This window comes from Pseudomonas sp. MWU13-2862, from assembly GCF_023242495.1.
Classification (GTDB): domain Bacteria; phylum Pseudomonadota; class Gammaproteobacteria; order Pseudomonadales; family Pseudomonadaceae; genus Aquipseudomonas; species Aquipseudomonas gingeri_D.
On the sequence record NZ_JALMEZ010000008.1, the window covers coordinates 1 to 15,857 of the forward strand.

At 59.1% G+C, this 15,857-nt stretch carries 17 protein-coding genes, 1 tRNA gene and 1 pseudogene; 13 read left to right on the top strand and 6 right to left on the bottom strand.

Features of this window, described 5'->3' with window-relative positions:
- Both M5C56_RS15535 and M5C56_RS15540 read left to right on the top strand, forming a co-directional pair.
- A partial coding sequence (locus M5C56_RS15535; protein WP_247263216.1) for an SDR family oxidoreductase occupies nt 1-621 on the top strand: 621 nt, incomplete at its 5' end.
- 147 nt (nt 622-768) lie between these two features.
- Nucleotides 769-1,464 carry a glutathione S-transferase family protein gene (locus M5C56_RS15540; RefSeq protein ID WP_103499766.1) on the top strand — a complete coding sequence of 232 codons (696 nt, stop codon included), beginning with the start codon at nt 769-771 and terminating at the stop codon, nt 1,462-1,464.
- Nucleotides 1,465-1,550: 86 nt separating this feature from the next.
- On the opposite strand, the pseudogene M5C56_RS15545 reads toward M5C56_RS15540, so the two are convergent.
- Nucleotides 1,551-1,682, bottom strand: a pseudogene (locus M5C56_RS15545) (TetR family transcriptional regulator); the annotation flags it as partial.
- A 517-nt stretch (nt 1,683-2,199) separates the two neighbouring features.
- On the opposite strand from M5C56_RS15545, the gene M5C56_RS15550 reads away from it, so the two are divergent.
- The 3 genes from M5C56_RS15550 to M5C56_RS15560 all read left to right on the top strand — a co-directional run bounded on the left by M5C56_RS15550 (nt 2,200) and on the right by M5C56_RS15560 (nt 4,329).
- On the top strand, nt 2,200-2,478 hold the full coding sequence (locus M5C56_RS15550) for a DUF3077 domain-containing protein (RefSeq protein ID WP_247263214.1): 279 nt from the start codon (nt 2,200-2,202) through the stop codon (nt 2,476-2,478).
- A gap of 301 nt (nt 2,479-2,779) precedes the next feature.
- Nucleotides 2,780-3,103: a helix-turn-helix domain-containing protein gene (locus M5C56_RS15555; protein WP_103498563.1), complete on the top strand. Its 324-nt coding sequence runs from the start codon at nt 2,780-2,782 to the stop codon at nt 3,101-3,103.
- Entirely contained in the window at nt 3,103-4,329 is a 1,227-nt protein-coding gene (locus tag M5C56_RS15560) for a type II toxin-antitoxin system HipA family toxin (protein WP_103498562.1), read from the top strand. Before M5C56_RS15555 ends, M5C56_RS15560 begins: the two co-directional genes overlap by 1 nt.
- Before the next feature lie 254 nt (nt 4,330-4,583).
- On the opposite strand, the gene M5C56_RS15565 is transcribed toward M5C56_RS15560, so the two are convergent.
- Nucleotides 4,584-5,228 (bottom strand): glutathione S-transferase family protein, encoded by a 645-nt coding sequence (locus M5C56_RS15565; protein ID WP_103498561.1) that lies wholly within the window; start codon nt 5,226-5,228, stop codon nt 4,584-4,586.
- Nucleotides 5,229-5,500: 272 nt separating this feature from the next.
- Between M5C56_RS15565 and M5C56_RS15570 the strand changes: the two genes are divergently transcribed.
- Nucleotides 5,501-6,157, top strand: coding sequence for a peroxiredoxin-like family protein (locus M5C56_RS15570; protein ID WP_103498560.1), 657 nt, complete (start codon nt 5,501-5,503; stop codon nt 6,155-6,157).
- A gap of 37 nt (nt 6,158-6,194) precedes the next feature.
- On the opposite strand, the gene M5C56_RS15575 is transcribed toward M5C56_RS15570, so the two are convergent.
- The 3 genes from M5C56_RS15575 to M5C56_RS15585 form a co-directional block, all read right to left on the bottom strand.
- Nucleotides 6,195-7,082 (bottom strand): LysR family transcriptional regulator, encoded by an 888-nt coding sequence (locus M5C56_RS15575; RefSeq protein ID WP_103498559.1) that lies wholly within the window; start codon nt 7,080-7,082, stop codon nt 6,195-6,197.
- Nucleotides 7,083-7,194: 112 nt separating this feature from the next.
- Complete coding sequence (locus M5C56_RS15580) at nt 7,195-7,917, bottom strand: SDR family oxidoreductase (RefSeq protein ID WP_103498558.1); 723 nt, start codon at nt 7,915-7,917, stop codon at nt 7,195-7,197.
- Between the two features lie 58 nt (nt 7,918-7,975).
- Nucleotides 7,976-8,530 (bottom strand): carboxymuconolactone decarboxylase family protein, encoded by a 555-nt coding sequence (locus M5C56_RS15585; protein WP_103498557.1) that lies wholly within the window; start codon nt 8,528-8,530, stop codon nt 7,976-7,978.
- A 528-nt stretch (nt 8,531-9,058) separates the two neighbouring features.
- On the opposite strand from M5C56_RS15585, the gene M5C56_RS15590 reads away from it, so the two are divergent.
- Nucleotides 9,059-9,337, top strand: a complete 279-nt coding sequence (locus tag M5C56_RS15590; protein WP_103498556.1) for a DUF3077 domain-containing protein — start codon at nt 9,059-9,061, stop codon at nt 9,335-9,337.
- Nucleotides 9,338-9,501: 164 nt separating this feature from the next.
- On the opposite strand, the gene M5C56_RS15595 is transcribed toward M5C56_RS15590, so the two are convergent.
- Nucleotides 9,502-9,586: transfer RNA gene (locus tag M5C56_RS15595), tRNA-Leu, on the bottom strand.
- 108 nt (nt 9,587-9,694) lie between these two features.
- Here M5C56_RS15595 and queA point away from each other — a divergent pair.
- From queA to M5C56_RS15625, 6 genes are all read left to right on the top strand, one after another.
- On the top strand, nt 9,695-10,759 hold the full coding sequence (queA, locus tag M5C56_RS15600) for a tRNA preQ1(34) S-adenosylmethionine ribosyltransferase-isomerase QueA (protein ID WP_100941397.1): 1,065 nt from the start codon (nt 9,695-9,697) through the stop codon (nt 10,757-10,759).
- A gap of 14 nt (nt 10,760-10,773) precedes the next feature.
- The gene (gene tgt / locus M5C56_RS15605) at nt 10,774-11,889 is read left to right on the top strand and encodes a tRNA guanosine(34) transglycosylase Tgt (protein WP_164886323.1); all 1,116 of its coding nucleotides are present in this window, start codon (nt 10,774-10,776) and stop codon (nt 11,887-11,889) included.
- A gap of 37 nt (nt 11,890-11,926) precedes the next feature.
- Entirely contained in the window at nt 11,927-12,265 is a 339-nt protein-coding gene (gene yajC, locus M5C56_RS15610) for a preprotein translocase subunit YajC (protein WP_100941399.1), read from the top strand.
- Nucleotides 12,266-12,327: 62 nt separating this feature from the next.
- Nucleotides 12,328-14,196, top strand: a complete 1,869-nt coding sequence (gene secD, locus M5C56_RS15615) for a protein translocase subunit SecD (protein ID WP_103498554.1) — start codon at nt 12,328-12,330, stop codon at nt 14,194-14,196.
- A gap of 9 nt (nt 14,197-14,205) precedes the next feature.
- Nucleotides 14,206-15,120 (top strand): protein translocase subunit SecF, encoded by a 915-nt coding sequence (secF, locus tag M5C56_RS15620; protein ID WP_103498553.1) that lies wholly within the window; start codon nt 14,206-14,208, stop codon nt 15,118-15,120.
- A gap of 124 nt (nt 15,121-15,244) precedes the next feature.
- Nucleotides 15,245-15,811, top strand: a complete 567-nt coding sequence (locus tag M5C56_RS15625) for a glycine zipper 2TM domain-containing protein (RefSeq protein ID WP_103498552.1) — start codon at nt 15,245-15,247, stop codon at nt 15,809-15,811.
- Nucleotides 15,812-15,857 lie beyond the last annotated feature (46 nt).

The following is a 15,857-nucleotide window of genomic DNA, read 5'->3' on the forward strand; positions in this document are numbered from 1 at the left end:
ATCGCAAAGGCCCAGGCGGAACTGGGAAGCGAAGTATTGGTACTGCGTGCTGACTCAGCCAGCATCGATGCGCAGAAGGAACTGGCGCAGGCCGTTCAGGCTCACTATGGCCAACTCGATGTTGCCTTTCTCAATGCAGGCGTATCCGTTTGGCTGCCGATTGAAGAGTGGACGGAGGAAATGTTCGATCGCTCCTTCGACATCAACGTTAAGGGGCCGTACTTTCTGATCCAGGCATTGCTACCAGTCTTCGCGAACCCTGCGTCGGTGGTTCTCAATACCTCGGTTAGTGCACACCTCGGCGCCGCGCGTTCATCAGTTTATGGCGCGACCAAGGCCGCGTTCCTGAACATGTCGAAGACGCTTTCTAGCGAACTGCTCCCGCGTGGTATTCGCCTCAATGCAGTCAGCCCTGGTCCGATTGATACGCCGCTTTACGACAAGCTCGGCATTCCCGATGCCTATCGCGAACAGCTCAACCAGGATATCGCCGCGACCATTCCGTTTGGCCGGTTTGGTACGCCCGAGGAAGTGGCCAAGGCCGTGCTGTACCTGGCGTCAGACGAGTCACGATGGACGGTTGGCTCGGAACTCATCGTCGACGGTGGCCGCTCGCTTTAGCTGCCAACGATACGCGAAGGAACGTCTCCTGCGCTTTTACGGAAAATTGATTGCCATTCAGGCTTTCTTGAAGTCACGGACGTAGCTTCTATACGGCCCGCCCCCACTCGTGGCGGCGGGCTTTGATTCTTCAGTGGGTCTATTCCAATGCCACAGTCACAGTTCACACTTGTCAGCCATCCGTTATGCCCATTCGTTCAGCGAGTGGCCATCGTGTTACTCGAAAAAGGTATTACCTTTCAGCGTATCGATGTCGATCTTCGCGACAGGCCGGACTGGTTTCTGGCGATGTCGCCAAGCGGTAAGGTTCCGCTGCTCAAGGTTCCAGACGGCAGTGAAGGCGAGTCCGTTCTATTCGAGAGCGTCGCCATTTGCGAATACCTGGAGGAGGTGTACCCGGAACCTGCGTTACATCCAATGAATGCGTTGATCCGAGCACAACACCGTGCATGGATCGAATTCGCCTCTGCCACGCTGGCGGATGCATGGGGATTTTTGAACGCCACCGACCAGCAGACAGCCCTTGGCAAATCTGCAGCGTTGAGAGGAAAGCTGGAACGATTCGACAGTGAAATATCGGACGGCCCTTATTTCTCCGGCGAGAGGCTCAGCATGGTCGACATCGCCGTGGCTCCAGTTTTTCGCTATTTCGACATACTTGGATTCGAGCCCAATCATCAGTTGTTCGATGGACTGAGTCGAGTGGCTGATTGGCGTCGTGCGCTGGCCAGCCGTTTCAGCATTCAGGCGGCAGTTGCAGAGGACTATGTCATCCGGTTCCGCAAGCACTTGCAGGAAGCAAGAGCACTCTTGGCTACTGCATCGGAAACGCATCCCCTTTGAATGCCGATGCGATCGCGCCGCCGCCAGCTTGGCCAGCAGGGGCGCTGGCCAGGCTGGCCGGGGCAATTAAGCTCCTAATCGCCGAAGCCTTCAAAGAGGGCCTGTGGTGCAAACTGCTGGCAGTGGGCCGCGATGGCCGCGCTGAACAGCACCTCCTTGTTCTCGAAGTGCCGATAGATGCTTAGCTTGGATATCTTCGCCCGCTGGGCGACCTCATTGCGGAAATGGTGACTGTGGAAATGGTGACGGATTTATTTTTGCCGCAGCCCAAGACGTCATCCCTGAATGATCGTAATGCACTTCGGGTAGATTAGGGTCTAGCTTGGGGCTGTGAACGATCTTCTACGCCGACTGAAATTTTTCGACTTACATACCTCCACCACTCACATTGCAGCTCCCCACTGTGCGCGCTACCTTTTTCCTGTCGCTGCCAATTCAGCGGCCGGGCCTGGAAACCTGTGGAACAATGGGCGCATAGGCGCCACCATTCATCACGACTGCTGGTGCTTTTTTGTGCCAGTCTCTGCGTGTTATGGCGGCTGTGCGCGGGAGGCCCTTGGGTCTGCCGGGTTTTCCTATTGTCCCGGTTTCCAGCCTGCGTACAGCTGCCACCCATTCGCCTGGAAACGAACGTGGTAGCTCCCTCACATTAGGAGTCCTGCGTATGAACGTTTTTGATGGGGCGACTTTGCATGTTCTAACCCTCGGCACCCGGGTCCACGCCGGAGGTGTCCAATGACCAATCCACCCACAAGCAAAACCCTTGGTGTCATCACTTTTTCCCAGTGCGGCTCCCAAGGTCGTGAACTATTCCGTGTGAACCCAGGCGTTCCCATTCTGGAAGCCATGGAGCACGCGTCCCTCCTGCTCTATTGCGCCAAAGCACTTTCCCTCGATGCTGCTCTGGAAAGCGACGGCGAACGTTACGCCTGGGCATCGCATTACCTAGGCGAGATGGGCAAGGCGGTGATTGATGATTTGACGCAAGGGATGTTACACGGGGCGCCGGTGTAGGCAGGTGACGTCCGTTTGAGGTCCAGACCGGCGGTGGGTGTTGGCGGGCCCACCGCACTATCGTTCTTCGTCGGAACGCCGCCCGGAACTCGCTCCACAGGGCATTTGTACGAGCGAAAGTGCTGGCTTGGCGAGCCTGAGTAAGGGACTCTCCCTGTGCTATCTAAAAATAGAATCTCATTTTATGACACCTTATGCTGATTAAGGTGTGTTTTCGTGATTCTTAATTTTTTAGATTTTGATCATAGTATTTCATTAAATGCTACATTAATTGCCATAAGGATTCATTTGGTATCATCTTATGAAAGGCTATTTCCCGGTTCAGAGCGCATCATTGCTCTATCGTATAGGTATGCTGGTGAAGGAGGCGCGTCTGCGTATGGGGATCAGGCAGGCTGATCTTGCTGAGCAGGCCGATATCTCCCTACGCGCGGTACGCCATATCGAAGCGGGCAAAGCCGAGGGGGTTTCTCTACACGACTTCATGCTGGTCCTGTTCACGGTCGGCATCTCTGACAGGGTGTTCCAGGCCCTGCTGGAGGACCCTGGGTTCGAGTCCGAGCAGCTTTCTTTAAACAGTACCAAGCGAGTGCGGGTTCCGCGCAGTCGTGACGAGGCATTCTGATGTCGAGCGTCTACATCTACATGGAGTGTCCGGTCATCGGCGAGACGGTGACCTTGGGCAAGCTCACCCTCGCCGGGAAAGAGGGCACTTTTGTCTATGCGCCAGAGGCGGTGGAGGGAAGCGTCTGGGTCCCTGATCCGATCCGTTTTCCGCTGTCCAACAGGAAGTTCATCGTGCGCAAGAACGGCGGAGTGCCTGGGTTTATTGATGATGCGACGCCGGACGGCTGGGGCGAGCGCCTGTTACTGCGCACGACTCAGGGCCCGCTTGACCCGATTCAACTGCTTCTGAGATCTCCCAACGAGGACCGTGCGGGTAACATCATGGCGGGTGAGCAGCGTACACCTCGGCCAGGGATCGGCGAAAAGCCGATGAAGATGCTTGAGGCCAAAGGCTTGGATCACTTCATAGAAGTCTGCGCCGCGATCTATGACAGCCAACTGACCTCCGAGCAGTTGGCTGTGCTGAAAATCCGCGATCAGCGCTCCTCTGTTGGCGGCGCCCGGCCGAAGCGTACCTTTCGCACCGACCACAAGTTGATCCTGGCAAAGCCGCGTGACAAGTTTGACCACTACGATCTGCCAGTCTTCGAGTTCGCCTGCATGACATTCGCTGCGGATAGAGGTTTGAACGTGGCTCGCACGGCATTGCACCGGGGTGAGAACGCCAACACGCTGTTGGTCGAGCGCTTTGATCGGGAGTGGCTTGAAGGGCTGCAGCGGTTCCGTCGTATTCCCATGATGAGTGGGTTGACCTTGTTGGACGCTGAATGGCATTCGCGGGCCAGTGAGGGGTGGATCTACGCTGCGCTGGCTGACGAGCTCTATCGTCGTGGAGCACCTGATTCCGATCGGCGTGAACTGTTTATGCGCATGGCATACAACGCCCTGGTTGGGAACAGTGATGATCACCCTCGCAACCACGCTGTGATCTATCAGGACGGCGCCTGGCGGCTTGCGCCTATGTATGACGTCGTGCCGGTGCTGGATGAGGGGCCGGCTCAGGCGCTGGCGATGTCCGTGGGTATGCAGGGGCATCTTCTCAGTCGATCCAATCTGCTCAGTCATCATCGTCATTTCGGCCTCACTGAAGATGAGGCGGCAGTCATTCTCGATGACGTTGCTGACTGGGAGCAGGATCTGAAGGATCACTATGCCCAACACCTTGCGGGGGCTGAGTTGGATGCGGCGGTCGCGGCAACGAGTGGAGCTCGGTTGTTGGCGTGACAGTCGGAAACAGATCACTGCAAGAAATATTTGCCGAGGGGGACTCGAGGGTTCCATATATTACGTGGCTTGCAGCCAGATTATATCCTCAGGGATACAAGCTTTCTTCTGTTGGGTACCGGCTATAAGAAGAGATCTGGTTTTTCCTCAAGCCTCAGCCAATCGAAGTCCTACTCAGTCGAACTGTATCCGATCTTCTAGGTGTTCCAGTGTGAAAGGGCCCATCGCGGTGGGGATGAACAGCGGCTGATTGCTCATGATTTGTGGTCCGGAAGAAGGGCATTGATGCGTTCGATGCCGCGTGCGACGGAGGATCGCCGGGTGACGGCGTTGAACCAACGCTCCACGTTCGGGCTTTCAGCGAAATCGACAGCCGCAAATTCTTTGCGCCAGAGCCAGCCGTAGTGCGCGATATCGGCGATTGAGAACTCATCTCCCGCTACATAGGCGTTGCACGCTAGCACGCCGTCCAGCACGGCCAGTGTGCGTTTGGCCTCACCGTGAAAGCGGGCAACGGCCGCCGGGTTCGGCTCGCCGGCCAGTTTCTGGAAATAGCCGGATTGGCCGAAAGCAGGGCTAAGCGCGCTGGCGTGAAAGAACAGCTGTTCAAAGACTTTGGCGCGCTTCACACCATCGGTAGGTAGCAGCCGGCCATATCGCTCGGCCAGGTAGACGAGAATGGCCGCCGACTCGGTGAGGACCATGGGCTGGCCGTTATTGCCATCGGGATCGACCAGCACCGGTACCTTTGCATTGGCATTCAGAGCAACGAATGTCGGCTGCTTTTGCTCGCCTTGGCGAATGTTGACCGGCTGCAACTGGTAGTCGAGCCCCAACTCTTCCAGAGCGATGGAGACTTTGACGCTGTTGGGGGTGGCAAACGCATGGACGATGAACATGGGGTGTTCCTGGATTGAGAATGAGTCCAACGGAATAGGGCTTCATGCCAATTGGCTACGATGGAGATCATTCTGCCGAGGAAGGTTGGAATAGGGCAGGCAGCTGGTGGGGATATGAATCATTCTCCGCTGGAATAGGCATCGCTTGCGCAAGGTGAGTCGTGAAGGGCATTCCTGATGGGCATATTTCCTATGCAGGCCAGCTCTCTACTGGGCGAGCGGCGATGTCGCGATCATGAGTCTCGATACATCAACCTACCGAGGAAATACTCATGACCCTTCAAGCCAAACTGGATGCTTTCAAGGCCGACTTCGTTGCCGGCAAACCTCCCTACAATGCTCCGGCACCCGTGCATGCAGTGATGCACCGGGCCACTGCCGAGCTGATCGCCAGCGGCCAGGCCGAGCGTGCGCTCAAGGCCGGTGATGTGGCGCCGGTATTCAGCCTGCCTGATGCTCAGGGCAATCTGTTGTCGTCGGCGGAACTGCTGGCGCGCGGGCCGCTGGTGATCAGCTTTTATCGTGGTGTCTGGTGCCCGTACTGCAACATGGAGTTGCAAGCGCTGGAGCAGGCACTTCCGGCCTTTCAGGAGCGCGGTGCCAGCCTGGTGGCGATTTCGCCGCAGAGCCAAGCCAACAGCCGCAAATCGCAACGTCAAAACGGCCTGGGGTTCCCGATCCTCAGCGACAGCGGTAATGAAGTAGCGGCTGTTTTCGGCCTGCGGTTCAAACTGCCGGACTACCTGGTTGAACTCTATCTGAGCCTGGGCAACAACCTGCCGGTCATCAACGGTGATCAGAGCTGGACCTTGCCGATGCCGGGTCGTTTCGTCATCGGCCAGGACGGCATCATTCTGTACGCGGAGGTGAATCCCGATTACACGCTGCGTCCAGAGCCCACTGAGTTGCTGCCTGCATTACGCGGTTGATATCGAGTCCCTCAAGGCCGCCTTCGGGCGGCCTAGCTTATTGTTGGCTCATCAAGCCCGCGACGAAATCAACGAATGCCCGCGCCTTGGCACTGGCCAGGCGCCCGGTAGGAAACACCGCCCACAGATCCAGCGGCGGCAACTGCCAATCCTCCAGCAGGGGTACCACTTCGCCTTTGGCCAGTTCTTCTGCGAACATCCATTGGGACGTCAATGCTACGCCCAGACTCCCCAGCACCGCTGCCCGCACACCCTCCGCCGCACTGACCCGTACCCGCCCGCTGACCGTCACCGACTGCACCGTGCTGCCCTGTTTGAAGGCCCAGTGCTCACCGCCGCCTGCCTGGGCGAAAACGACCGCTTGGTGTTGCGCCAGATCAGTAGGGTTGCAAGGTTTGCCATGGGCTAGCACGTAAGCAGGGGTGGCCAGCACCAGCCGCTGACATTCACCGATCTTGCGGGCGATCAGGTTGGAGTCGGCTAACGCTCCCATACGCAAGGCAACATCGATGCCTTCCTCGACGAGATTGACGGTGCGGTCATCCAGAACGATATCGATGTTCAGCTCGGGGTGTGCATCGAGGAATACTCCCAGGTACGGCAGCACATGCAGACGCGCGAAGGTCACCGCCGCACAGATCCGCAAGGTGCCGTGCAGGCCGCTGCCCGCACCGCGTGCGGCGAGGTCGGCTTCGTGGGCTTCCTCGATGGCACGCTTGGCACGTTCGTAGAAGGCGGTGCCGGCTTCAGTCGGTGTAAGCCCGCGAGTAGAGCGCAGCAATAGCCGCACGCCAAGGCGATCTTCGAGTTGTGCGATGGTTTTCGATACCGCGGGCTGGCCGAGGTTGAGGCGCCGCGCCGCCGCGGAAAACGACCCCGCTTCGAGCACGCAGACAAAGGTTTCCATTGCTGCCAATCGATCCATGTCGTTCCACCTGAAACAGTTAAAAACTCATAGCAAAAAAAGCGAGCGAAGCAGGGGGCTTCGCTCGCAGCGGGTGGTTTATCTCAACAAGGCGTGCGCAACGCAACCCTGGCTAAAATGCGGCTTTGCCGATTGATGCGCCACCGTCGACGAACAGCGTCTGGCCGGTGATGAAACCGCTGCTTTCGTAAAGCAGGAAGGCGATGGCTGCTGCTATCTCTTCGGGTTGGCCGAAGCGCCGCAGAGGGATGCCTGAGAGGTAGCGGGCTTCACCTTCACTGCCGAGCGGATTGTTAGCGCGGAACAGTTCGGTCTCGGTCGGCCCAGGGGCAACGGCGTTGACGGTGATACCCGTCGTGGCCAGTTCCAGTGCCCACGACCGGGTAAAGCTGATGAGTGCGGCCTTGGCGGCGGCATAGGCGGTGCGATGGGTAATGCCCAGTACGGTCAGGCTGGAGATGTTGACGATCCGGCCCCATTGACGCTCGCGCATACCGGGCAGCAGCGCCTGAGTGGCCAGAAGCGCCGAGTGCAGATTCACCCGCATCACGGCATCGAAATCGTCCAGATCCACTTCACCCAGCCGCTGCGGGCGAACCAGACCGACGTTATTCACCAGCCCGTCGAAAGCATACTGCTGGGTTAACGTCGCCAAGGCCTGTTCGGTCGCCTTGGGATCTCCCAGGTCAACCGGTACCAAAATACCGGGGAAATCGACACCCCCAGCGTGCCGGGCGATGCCCACGACGCGGTGACCCGTGTTTGCCAGTGTCTGTGCCAACGCCAGGCCGATGCCCTTGCTGGCGCCGGTGATCAAAAAGGTTCGTTTGTTCATGAGTGCTCCTGGGACCAGCCCGTGCAGGGGCTGGCCGAGTGAAGGCCGAAGGCAGGTTTCAGGCTGGCTTGGTCCATTCGTTGCCTTTCATGAACGGATCGAGCTGGGTGTGTACCAGATGGTTGGTGTAGTTGCTCATGACCTTGGTGGCGACGCCCAGTACCACTTCCAGCACGTTGCGCCGCGTGAAACCGGCAGCCAGGAAGGCTTCGATACCGGCGTCGTTGACGAAACCGCGATCACGCACGACCGCCGTGGTGAACACATGCAAGGCTTCCAGGCGAGCATCCGGAATGACGCTGCCGGCGCGCAGAGCGGCAATGACCTCGGGTGCCATCTCGATCATCTTGGCCAGGGTGGTATGCCCGGCCATGCAGTAGTGGCAGTTGTTTTCGAAGTTGGAGGTCAGGTACACGACCTGCTGTTCGTGCGGGGTGAGGGTGCTCTTGCCGAACAGGTCCCAGAGTTGGCTGTAACCGGCCAGCAGCTCTGGCGATTCAGCCATGTTGCCTTGCAGGTTCGGTACGAAGCTGAAGGCTTTCTGCACGGCTTCCAGAATGGGCTTGGAGGCAGCAGGGGCGGTGTCGAGTGTGTAACGAGTGAAAGTGGTCATCGCAGTTTTCCTTGAGTGGGTCAGCAAGAGTGCTGGGGCTATCTTGCTGCTCTTGGCGGGGCTGCGGAACGTCGCGGCGGGGCATATGATTCATGCGATTTGGGAATAAAGCAGGACATGGACATATTGTCCGGCTGGCGATTTTAGAATCTCGCGGTCAATGGAAATGATGACGGATTTATTTTGCCGCAGCCCAAGACGTTATCTCTGAATGGTCGTAATGCACTTCGGGTAGATTGCCATCTAGCTTGGGGCTGTGAACGATCTTCTATGCCGACTGAAATTTTTCGACTTACATACCTCCGCCACTCACATTGCGGCTCCCTACTGTGCGCGCTACCTTTTCCCTGTCGCTGCCAATTCAGCGACCGGGCCTGGAAACCCGTGGAACAGAAGATAGGCGCATAGGCGCCATCATCGATTAGATTGCTGGCGCTTTCTTCTACGGTAGGAGTAGCGCATGAACGTTTTGACTCAAGAGCTTCAGCTTCAAGTCTCCAGCATCCACGCATTCGCTGGAGGTGCCCAATGAGCAATCCACCTACAAGCAAAACCCTAGGCGTCATCACCTTTTCCCGGTGTGGCTCCCAAGGACGTGAACTATTTCGCGTAAACCCCGGCGTCCCCATTCTGGAAGCCATGGAGCACGCCTCCCTCCTGCTCTATTGCGCCAAAGCACTCTCCCTCGATGCCGCCCTGGAAAGCGACGGCGAACGCTACGCTTGGGCATCGCATTATCTGGGCGAGATGGGCAAGGCGGTCATCGACGATTTGACGCAGGGGATGTTGCGCGGGGAGAGGGGGTAGGGCAGGGCGATCTTCGATTGATGTCGAGATTGGCGGCGGCGCACGGCAGGCTCTCCGCGTTATCGTTCTTCGCGAGCAAGCTCGGCTCCTACAGGGATCGTGGTGCCTTTCGCTTTTCTGTAGGCGAAAAAAAAGACCTTGAATTTCAAGGTCTTTTTTTAAGATGGTGCCCCGAGGGAGACTCGAACTCCCACTCCTTTCGAAAACGGATTTTGAATCCGCCGCGTCTACCAATTCCGCCATCAGGGCTCAATGGCGGCGAAGTATAGAGACGTGATTACCGTTGGTCAATCGGCTTTCGTGGTCAATTTTTACGATTTCCGCTAAACTTCCCGGCCCTGCTGAACGAACCCCATCATGCGCGTCGCTGACTTTACTTTCGAGCTCCCCGATTCCCTGATCGCTCGCCATCCTTTGGCCGAGCGACGCCTCAGTCGCCTGCTGACCCTCGACGGCCCCAGCGGCGCTCTCGCACACCGTCAATTTACTGATTTGCTTGAGTATTTACGCCCAGGCGATCTGATGGTGTTCAACAATACCCGGGTCATTCCGGCCCGCCTGTTCGGCCAGAAAGCCTCCGGCGGCAAGTTGGAAATCCTCGTGGAACGGGTCCTCGATACCCACCGCGTGCTGGCCCATGTGCGCTCCAGCAAGTCGCCGAAACCCGGCTCGAAGATCCTGATCGATGGCGGCGGCGAAGCCGAGATGCTCGCCCGCCACGACACGCTCTTCGAACTGGGCTTCGCCGAAGAAGTGCTGCCGCTGCTGGAACGCGTCGGCCATATGCCGTTGCCTCCTTATATAGACCGTCCCGACGAAGGCGCCGACCGCGAGCGCTATCAGACCGTCTATGCCGAACGCCTCGGCGCCGTGGCCGCCCCCACCGCCGGGCTGCATTTCGATCAGCCGCTGCTGGATGCCATCGCCGCCAAGGGTGTTGAACGCGCTTTCGTCACCCTGCACGTCGGCGCCGGGACCTTCCAGCCGGTCCGTGTGGAGCGTCTCGAAGACCACCATATGCACCACGAATGGCTGGAAGTCAGCCAGGAAGTGGTCGATGCCGTTGCCGCCTGCCGTGCACGCGGCGGTCGGGTGATCGCCGTGGGCACCACCAGCGTCCGTTCGCTGGAAAGCGCCGCCCGCGATGGCGTGCTCAAGCCGTTCAGCGGCGACACCGACATCTTTATCTTCCCTGGGCGTCCCTTCCATGTGGTCGACGCCCTGGTGACCAATTTCCACCTGCCCGAATCCACGCTGCTGATGCTGGTTTCGGCCTTCGCCGGTTACCCCGAGACCATGGCCGCCTACAAGGCCGCCGTGGACAACGGCTACCGCTTCTTCAGCTACGGTGATGCGATGTTCATCACCCGCAACCCGGCGCCTGCCGCACCCAAGGATCGGGCCCCAGAGGACCAAGCATGAGTCGCACCTGTCGTATGTCGTTCGAGCTACTCGCCACTGATGGCAAGGCGCGTCGCGGTCGCCTGACCTTCCCCCGCGGTACCGTCGAAACCCCGGCCTTCATGCCCGTGGGCACCTACGGCACGGTCAAGGGCATGCTGCCTCGGGATATCGTCGCCACCGGCGCCGAAATCATCCTCGGCAACACCTTCCATCTGTGGCTGCGTCCCGGCACCGAGGTGATCAAGGCCCACGGCGACCTGCACGATTTCATGCAGTGGAAAGGCCCGATCCTCACCGACTCCGGTGGTTTCCAGGTGTTCAGCCTGGGCGCCATGCGCAAGATCAAGGAGGAGGGCGTGACCTTCGCCTCGCCGGTCGACGGCGCCAAGGTCTTCATGGGCCCGGAAGAGTCGATGCAGGTCCAGCGCGACCTGGGCTCGGACATCGTGATGATTTTCGACGAGTGCACCCCGTACCCGGCTGACGAAGACGTCGCCCGTGTGTCCATGGAGCTGTCGCTGCGTTGGGCCCAGCGCTCGAAAAACGCCCACGGCGAAAACACCGCCGCGTTGTTCGGCATCGTCCAGGGCGGCATGCACGAAAGCCTGCGCAAGCGCTCCCTCGAAGGCCTCGACCAGATCGGCTTCGACGGCCTGGCCATCGGCGGCCTGTCGGTGGGCGAGCCCAAGCACGAAATGATCAAGGTGCTGGATTACCTGCCCGGCCTGATGCCTGCTGACAAACCTCGTTACCTTATGGGCGTTGGCAAGCCGGAAGATCTGGTGGAGGGTGTGCGCCGCGGGGTGGACATGTTCGATTGCGTGATGCCAACCCGTAATGCCCGCAATGGGCACCTGTTCATCGATACCGGCGTGCTGAAGATCCGCAACGCGTTCCATCGCCATGATGAATCGCCGCTGGATCCGACCTGCGATTGCTACACCTGCCAGAACTTCTCCCGTGCTTATCTGCATCATTTGGACAAGTGCGGCGAAATGCTGGGGAGCATGTTGAATACGATCCACAATTTGCGCCATTACCAGCGCCTGATGGCTGGTTTGCGCGAGGCTATTCAACAGGGTACATTGGCCGCCTTTGTCGATGCCTTCTACGCCAAACGCGGGCTTCCCGTACCGCCTTTGGACTGAATTTTTCAGAATTGAATGATTGCAACTGGAGTGCTAAATGAGCTTTTTCATCTCTAACGCGTTCGCCGACGGCGCCGCGCCTGCTGCTGCAGGCCCGATGGGCGGTGGTTTCGAATGGATCTTCCTGGTCGGCTTCCTGGTCATCTTCTACCTGATGATCTGGCGTCCGCAGGCCAAGCGCGCCAAGGAGCAGAAGAACCTGCTGGGCAACCTGGCCAAGGGTGACGAAGTGGTCACTACCGGCGGTATCGCCGGCAAGATCACCAAAGTGAGCGACGATTTCGTGGTTCTGGAAGTCTCCGACACCGTCGAAATGAAGTTTCAGAAGGGTGCCATCGCGGCCACCCTGCCTAAAGGCACGCTGAAAGCGATCTAAGTTTCAACTCTTAACAATCGACGGGGCGCGCAAGGCGCCCCGCGTCATAAGCGGGCGGCGTGATGCTGAACAAATACCCTCTGTGGAAATACCTACTGATCCTGGCGGTGCTGGCGGTCGGTTTTATTTATTCCGCTCCCAATCTCTATCCAGACGATCCGGCGATCCAGGTCAGCGGCGCAAGCACTGCACTGCAGGTCACCCAGGCCGATCTGGACCGCGTGAGCCAGGCGCTTACCGACGCCAAGATCACCGTCAAGGGCGCCACGCTGGCTGCCGGCGGCAAGGGCGGCCTGATTCGTCTGACCAGGCAGGAAGACCAACTGCCGGCCAAGGACGTGGTGCGTAAAGCCCTCGGCGACGACTATGTCGTGGCCCTGAACCTGGCACAGACCACTCCACAATGGTTGCGCAGCCTTGGCGCGCACCCGATGAAGCTGGGTCTGGACTTGTCCGGTGGTGTGCACTTCCTGCTGGAAGTGGACATGGAAAAAGCCGTCGACGCCCGCCTGAAAGTCTATGACGGCGACGTCAAGAGCCTGTTGCGCAAGGAGCGTGTGCGTTATCGCACCCTGCCACCGTTCAATGGCGCCATCCAGTTGGGCTTTGCTGACGCGGATACCCGTGAACAGGCCCGTGCGCTGATTCGCAAGAACTTCAACGATTTCGACATTGTAACGGCCGACCTCGGCGAGCAGCCGGTACTGCGTCTGGCGATGACCCCGGCCAAGCTGGCGGAAATCCGCGAATACTCCATCAAGCAGAACTTGACCACGGTCCGTAACCGCGTCAACGAGCTGGGTGTGGCCGAGCCGCTGGTGCAGCGTCAGGGTGCCAACCGCATCGTGGTCGAGCTGCCAGGCGTGCAGGACACCGCTGAAGCCAAGCGGATCCTCGGCAAGACCGCCAACCTGGAGTTCCGTCTGGCCGCTGATGCGGGTGCTTCGAAGGCCACTTCCGAAGAGTTCGAGTTCCGTGAAGGCAATCGTCCTCCGGCGCAGATCGAGCGTGGCCTGATCATCACCGGTGACCAGGTGACCGATGCCAAGGCCGGCTTCGACGAGCACGGTCGTCCGCAGGTGAACATCAAGCTTGATGGTCACGGTGGCGAACTGATGAGCCGCGCGACCCGCAGCAACGTCGGTCGCAGCATGGCGGTGATCTTCATCGAGCAGAAGCCGATCACCACCTACACCAAGCAGGTTGTGAACGGCGTCGAGAAAGACGTGCCGGTGCAGAGCTTCAAGGAAGAGAAGAAGATCATCAGCCTGGCGACCATCCAGTCGCCGCTGGGCAGTCAGTTCCGCATCACCGGCCTGAACGGCCAGGGCGAGTCCTCGGAGTTGGCGCTGCTGCTGCGTGCCGGTGGTCTGGCCGCACCGATGTACTTCGCTGAAGAACGTACCATCGGTCCAAGCCTGGGTGCCGACAACATCACCAAGGGTATCGATGCGTCGCTGTGGGGCATGCTGTTCGTCTCGCTGTTCATCATCGCCATCTACCGCTTCTTCGGCATCATCGCCACCGTGGCCCTGGCCTTCAACATGGTCGCCTTGCTGGCGCTGATGTCCCTGCTGGGGGCAACCCTGACCCTGCCGGGTATCGCCGGTATCGTCCTGACCATGGGGATGGCGGTGGACGCCAACGTGCTGATCTTCTCGCGGATACGTGAAGAGATCGCCGCGGGAATGACGGTGCAGCGAGCGATCAACGAAGGCTTTGGTCGTGCGTTCACGGCGATTATCGACGCCAACCTGACCACGCTGTTGGTGGGCGGCATCCTCTTTGCCATGGGCACCGGCCCGGTCAAAGGTTTTGCGGTGACCATGTCCCTCGGGATCTTTACCTCGATGTTCACGGCCATTCTGGTGACCCGCGCGATGGTCAACCTGATCTTCGGCGGTCGTGACTTCAAGAAGTTGTGGATTTAAGGGGCTGCCATGTTACGTACTATCAACTTCATGGGTGTTCGCAACGTTGCGTTCGGCTTCACCCTGTTTCTCACCGCATTGGCCTTGTTCAGCTGCTTCCACAAGGGGTTGAACTACGGCCTGGACTTCACCGGCGGTACGCTCATCGAGCTGACCTACGAGCATGCGGCGGATGTCTCCAAAGTGCGCGAGCAACTGAACGAGTCCGGTTATCACGAGGCGATCGTGCAGAGTTTTGGCGCGACCACCGACCTGCTGGTGCGGATGCCGGGTGCGGACCCGCAGCTGGGCCATCAGGTGGCCGAGGCGCTGCAGAAGGTCGGCGGCGATAACCCGGCGCAGATCAAGCGCGTCGAGTTCGTCGGCCCGCAGGTGGGTGAAGAGTTGCGCGACCAAGGCGGCCTCGGCATGCTCATGGCGCTGGGCGGCGTATTGATCTACCTGGCGTTCCGCTTCCAGTGGAAGTTTGCGGTGGGCGCCATCGTCTCGCTGGTCCACGACGTGGTGGTGACAGTGGGTATCCTCTCGTTCTTCCAGGTCACCTTTGACCTGACGGTGCTGGCGGCGGTACTGGCGATCATCGGTTACTCGCTCAATGACACCATCGTGGTCTTCGACCGGGTGCGTGAGAACTTCCGTGTGCTGCGCAAGGCTACTCTGATCGAGAACATCAACGTCTCGACCACCCAGACCCTGCTGCGGACCATGGCGACGTCGATCTCCACCTTGCTGGCGATTTCCGCGCTGCTGTTCTTCGGCGGCGATAACCTGTTCGGTTTCTCCATCGCCCTGTTTGTCGGGGTGTTGGCGGGTACCTACTCGTCGATCTACATCGCCAACGTGGTGCTGATCTGGCTGAACCTGAACAGCGAGGACTTGATTCCTCCGGCCAATACCCAGAAGGAAGTTGACGACCGTCCTTGACGGAAATCTTTCTTCGGGCTGTTTGCTGATAAAGGCGCGAGTGTTGAACTCGCGCCTTTTTTTGTACTCCAAAGCCATAGAGAAGAGTGGGCACCGATCCACTTGTGATGGTCAGGAGGTTCACGTGAACAAGTCGTTGCTGGTGGGTGCGGTATTGGGTGCTGTCGGTGTCACTGCCGGAGGTGCTGTTGCCACCTACAGCCTGGTGAAAAGCGGCCCTGAGTATGCGCAAGTATTGGCGGTAGAGCCGGTCAAGACCCAGATCAAGACCCCGCGTCAGGTCTGTGAAGACGTCGCGGTGACCCGGCAGAAGCCAGTCCAGGATGAGCATCGCCTGGCCGGTACCGCACTGGGTGCGGTCGGCGGTGGTCTGCTTGGCAGCCTGGTCGGCGGCGGTCGCGGCAAGACCCTGGCCACCGTGGTCGGTGCGGTCGGCGGCGGTTATGCCGGTAACAAGGTGCAGGAGGGCATGCAGGAGCGTGACACCTACACCACGACCCAGAAACGCTGCAACACGGTCAATGATGTCAGCGACAAGGTGGTCGGCTACGACGTGCGTTATCAGTTGGGCGGCAAGGAAGGCAAGATCCGGATGGACCGTGATCCGGGCAACCAGATCCCGGTGGACAAGGACGGTCATCTGGTCCTGAGTCAGAACCAGGGTCAGCCAGCTCCGCAGCCGGGCCAGTAACGGCTACTGTTGTAGGGACATAAAAAATGCCCCGTATCGCAAGATA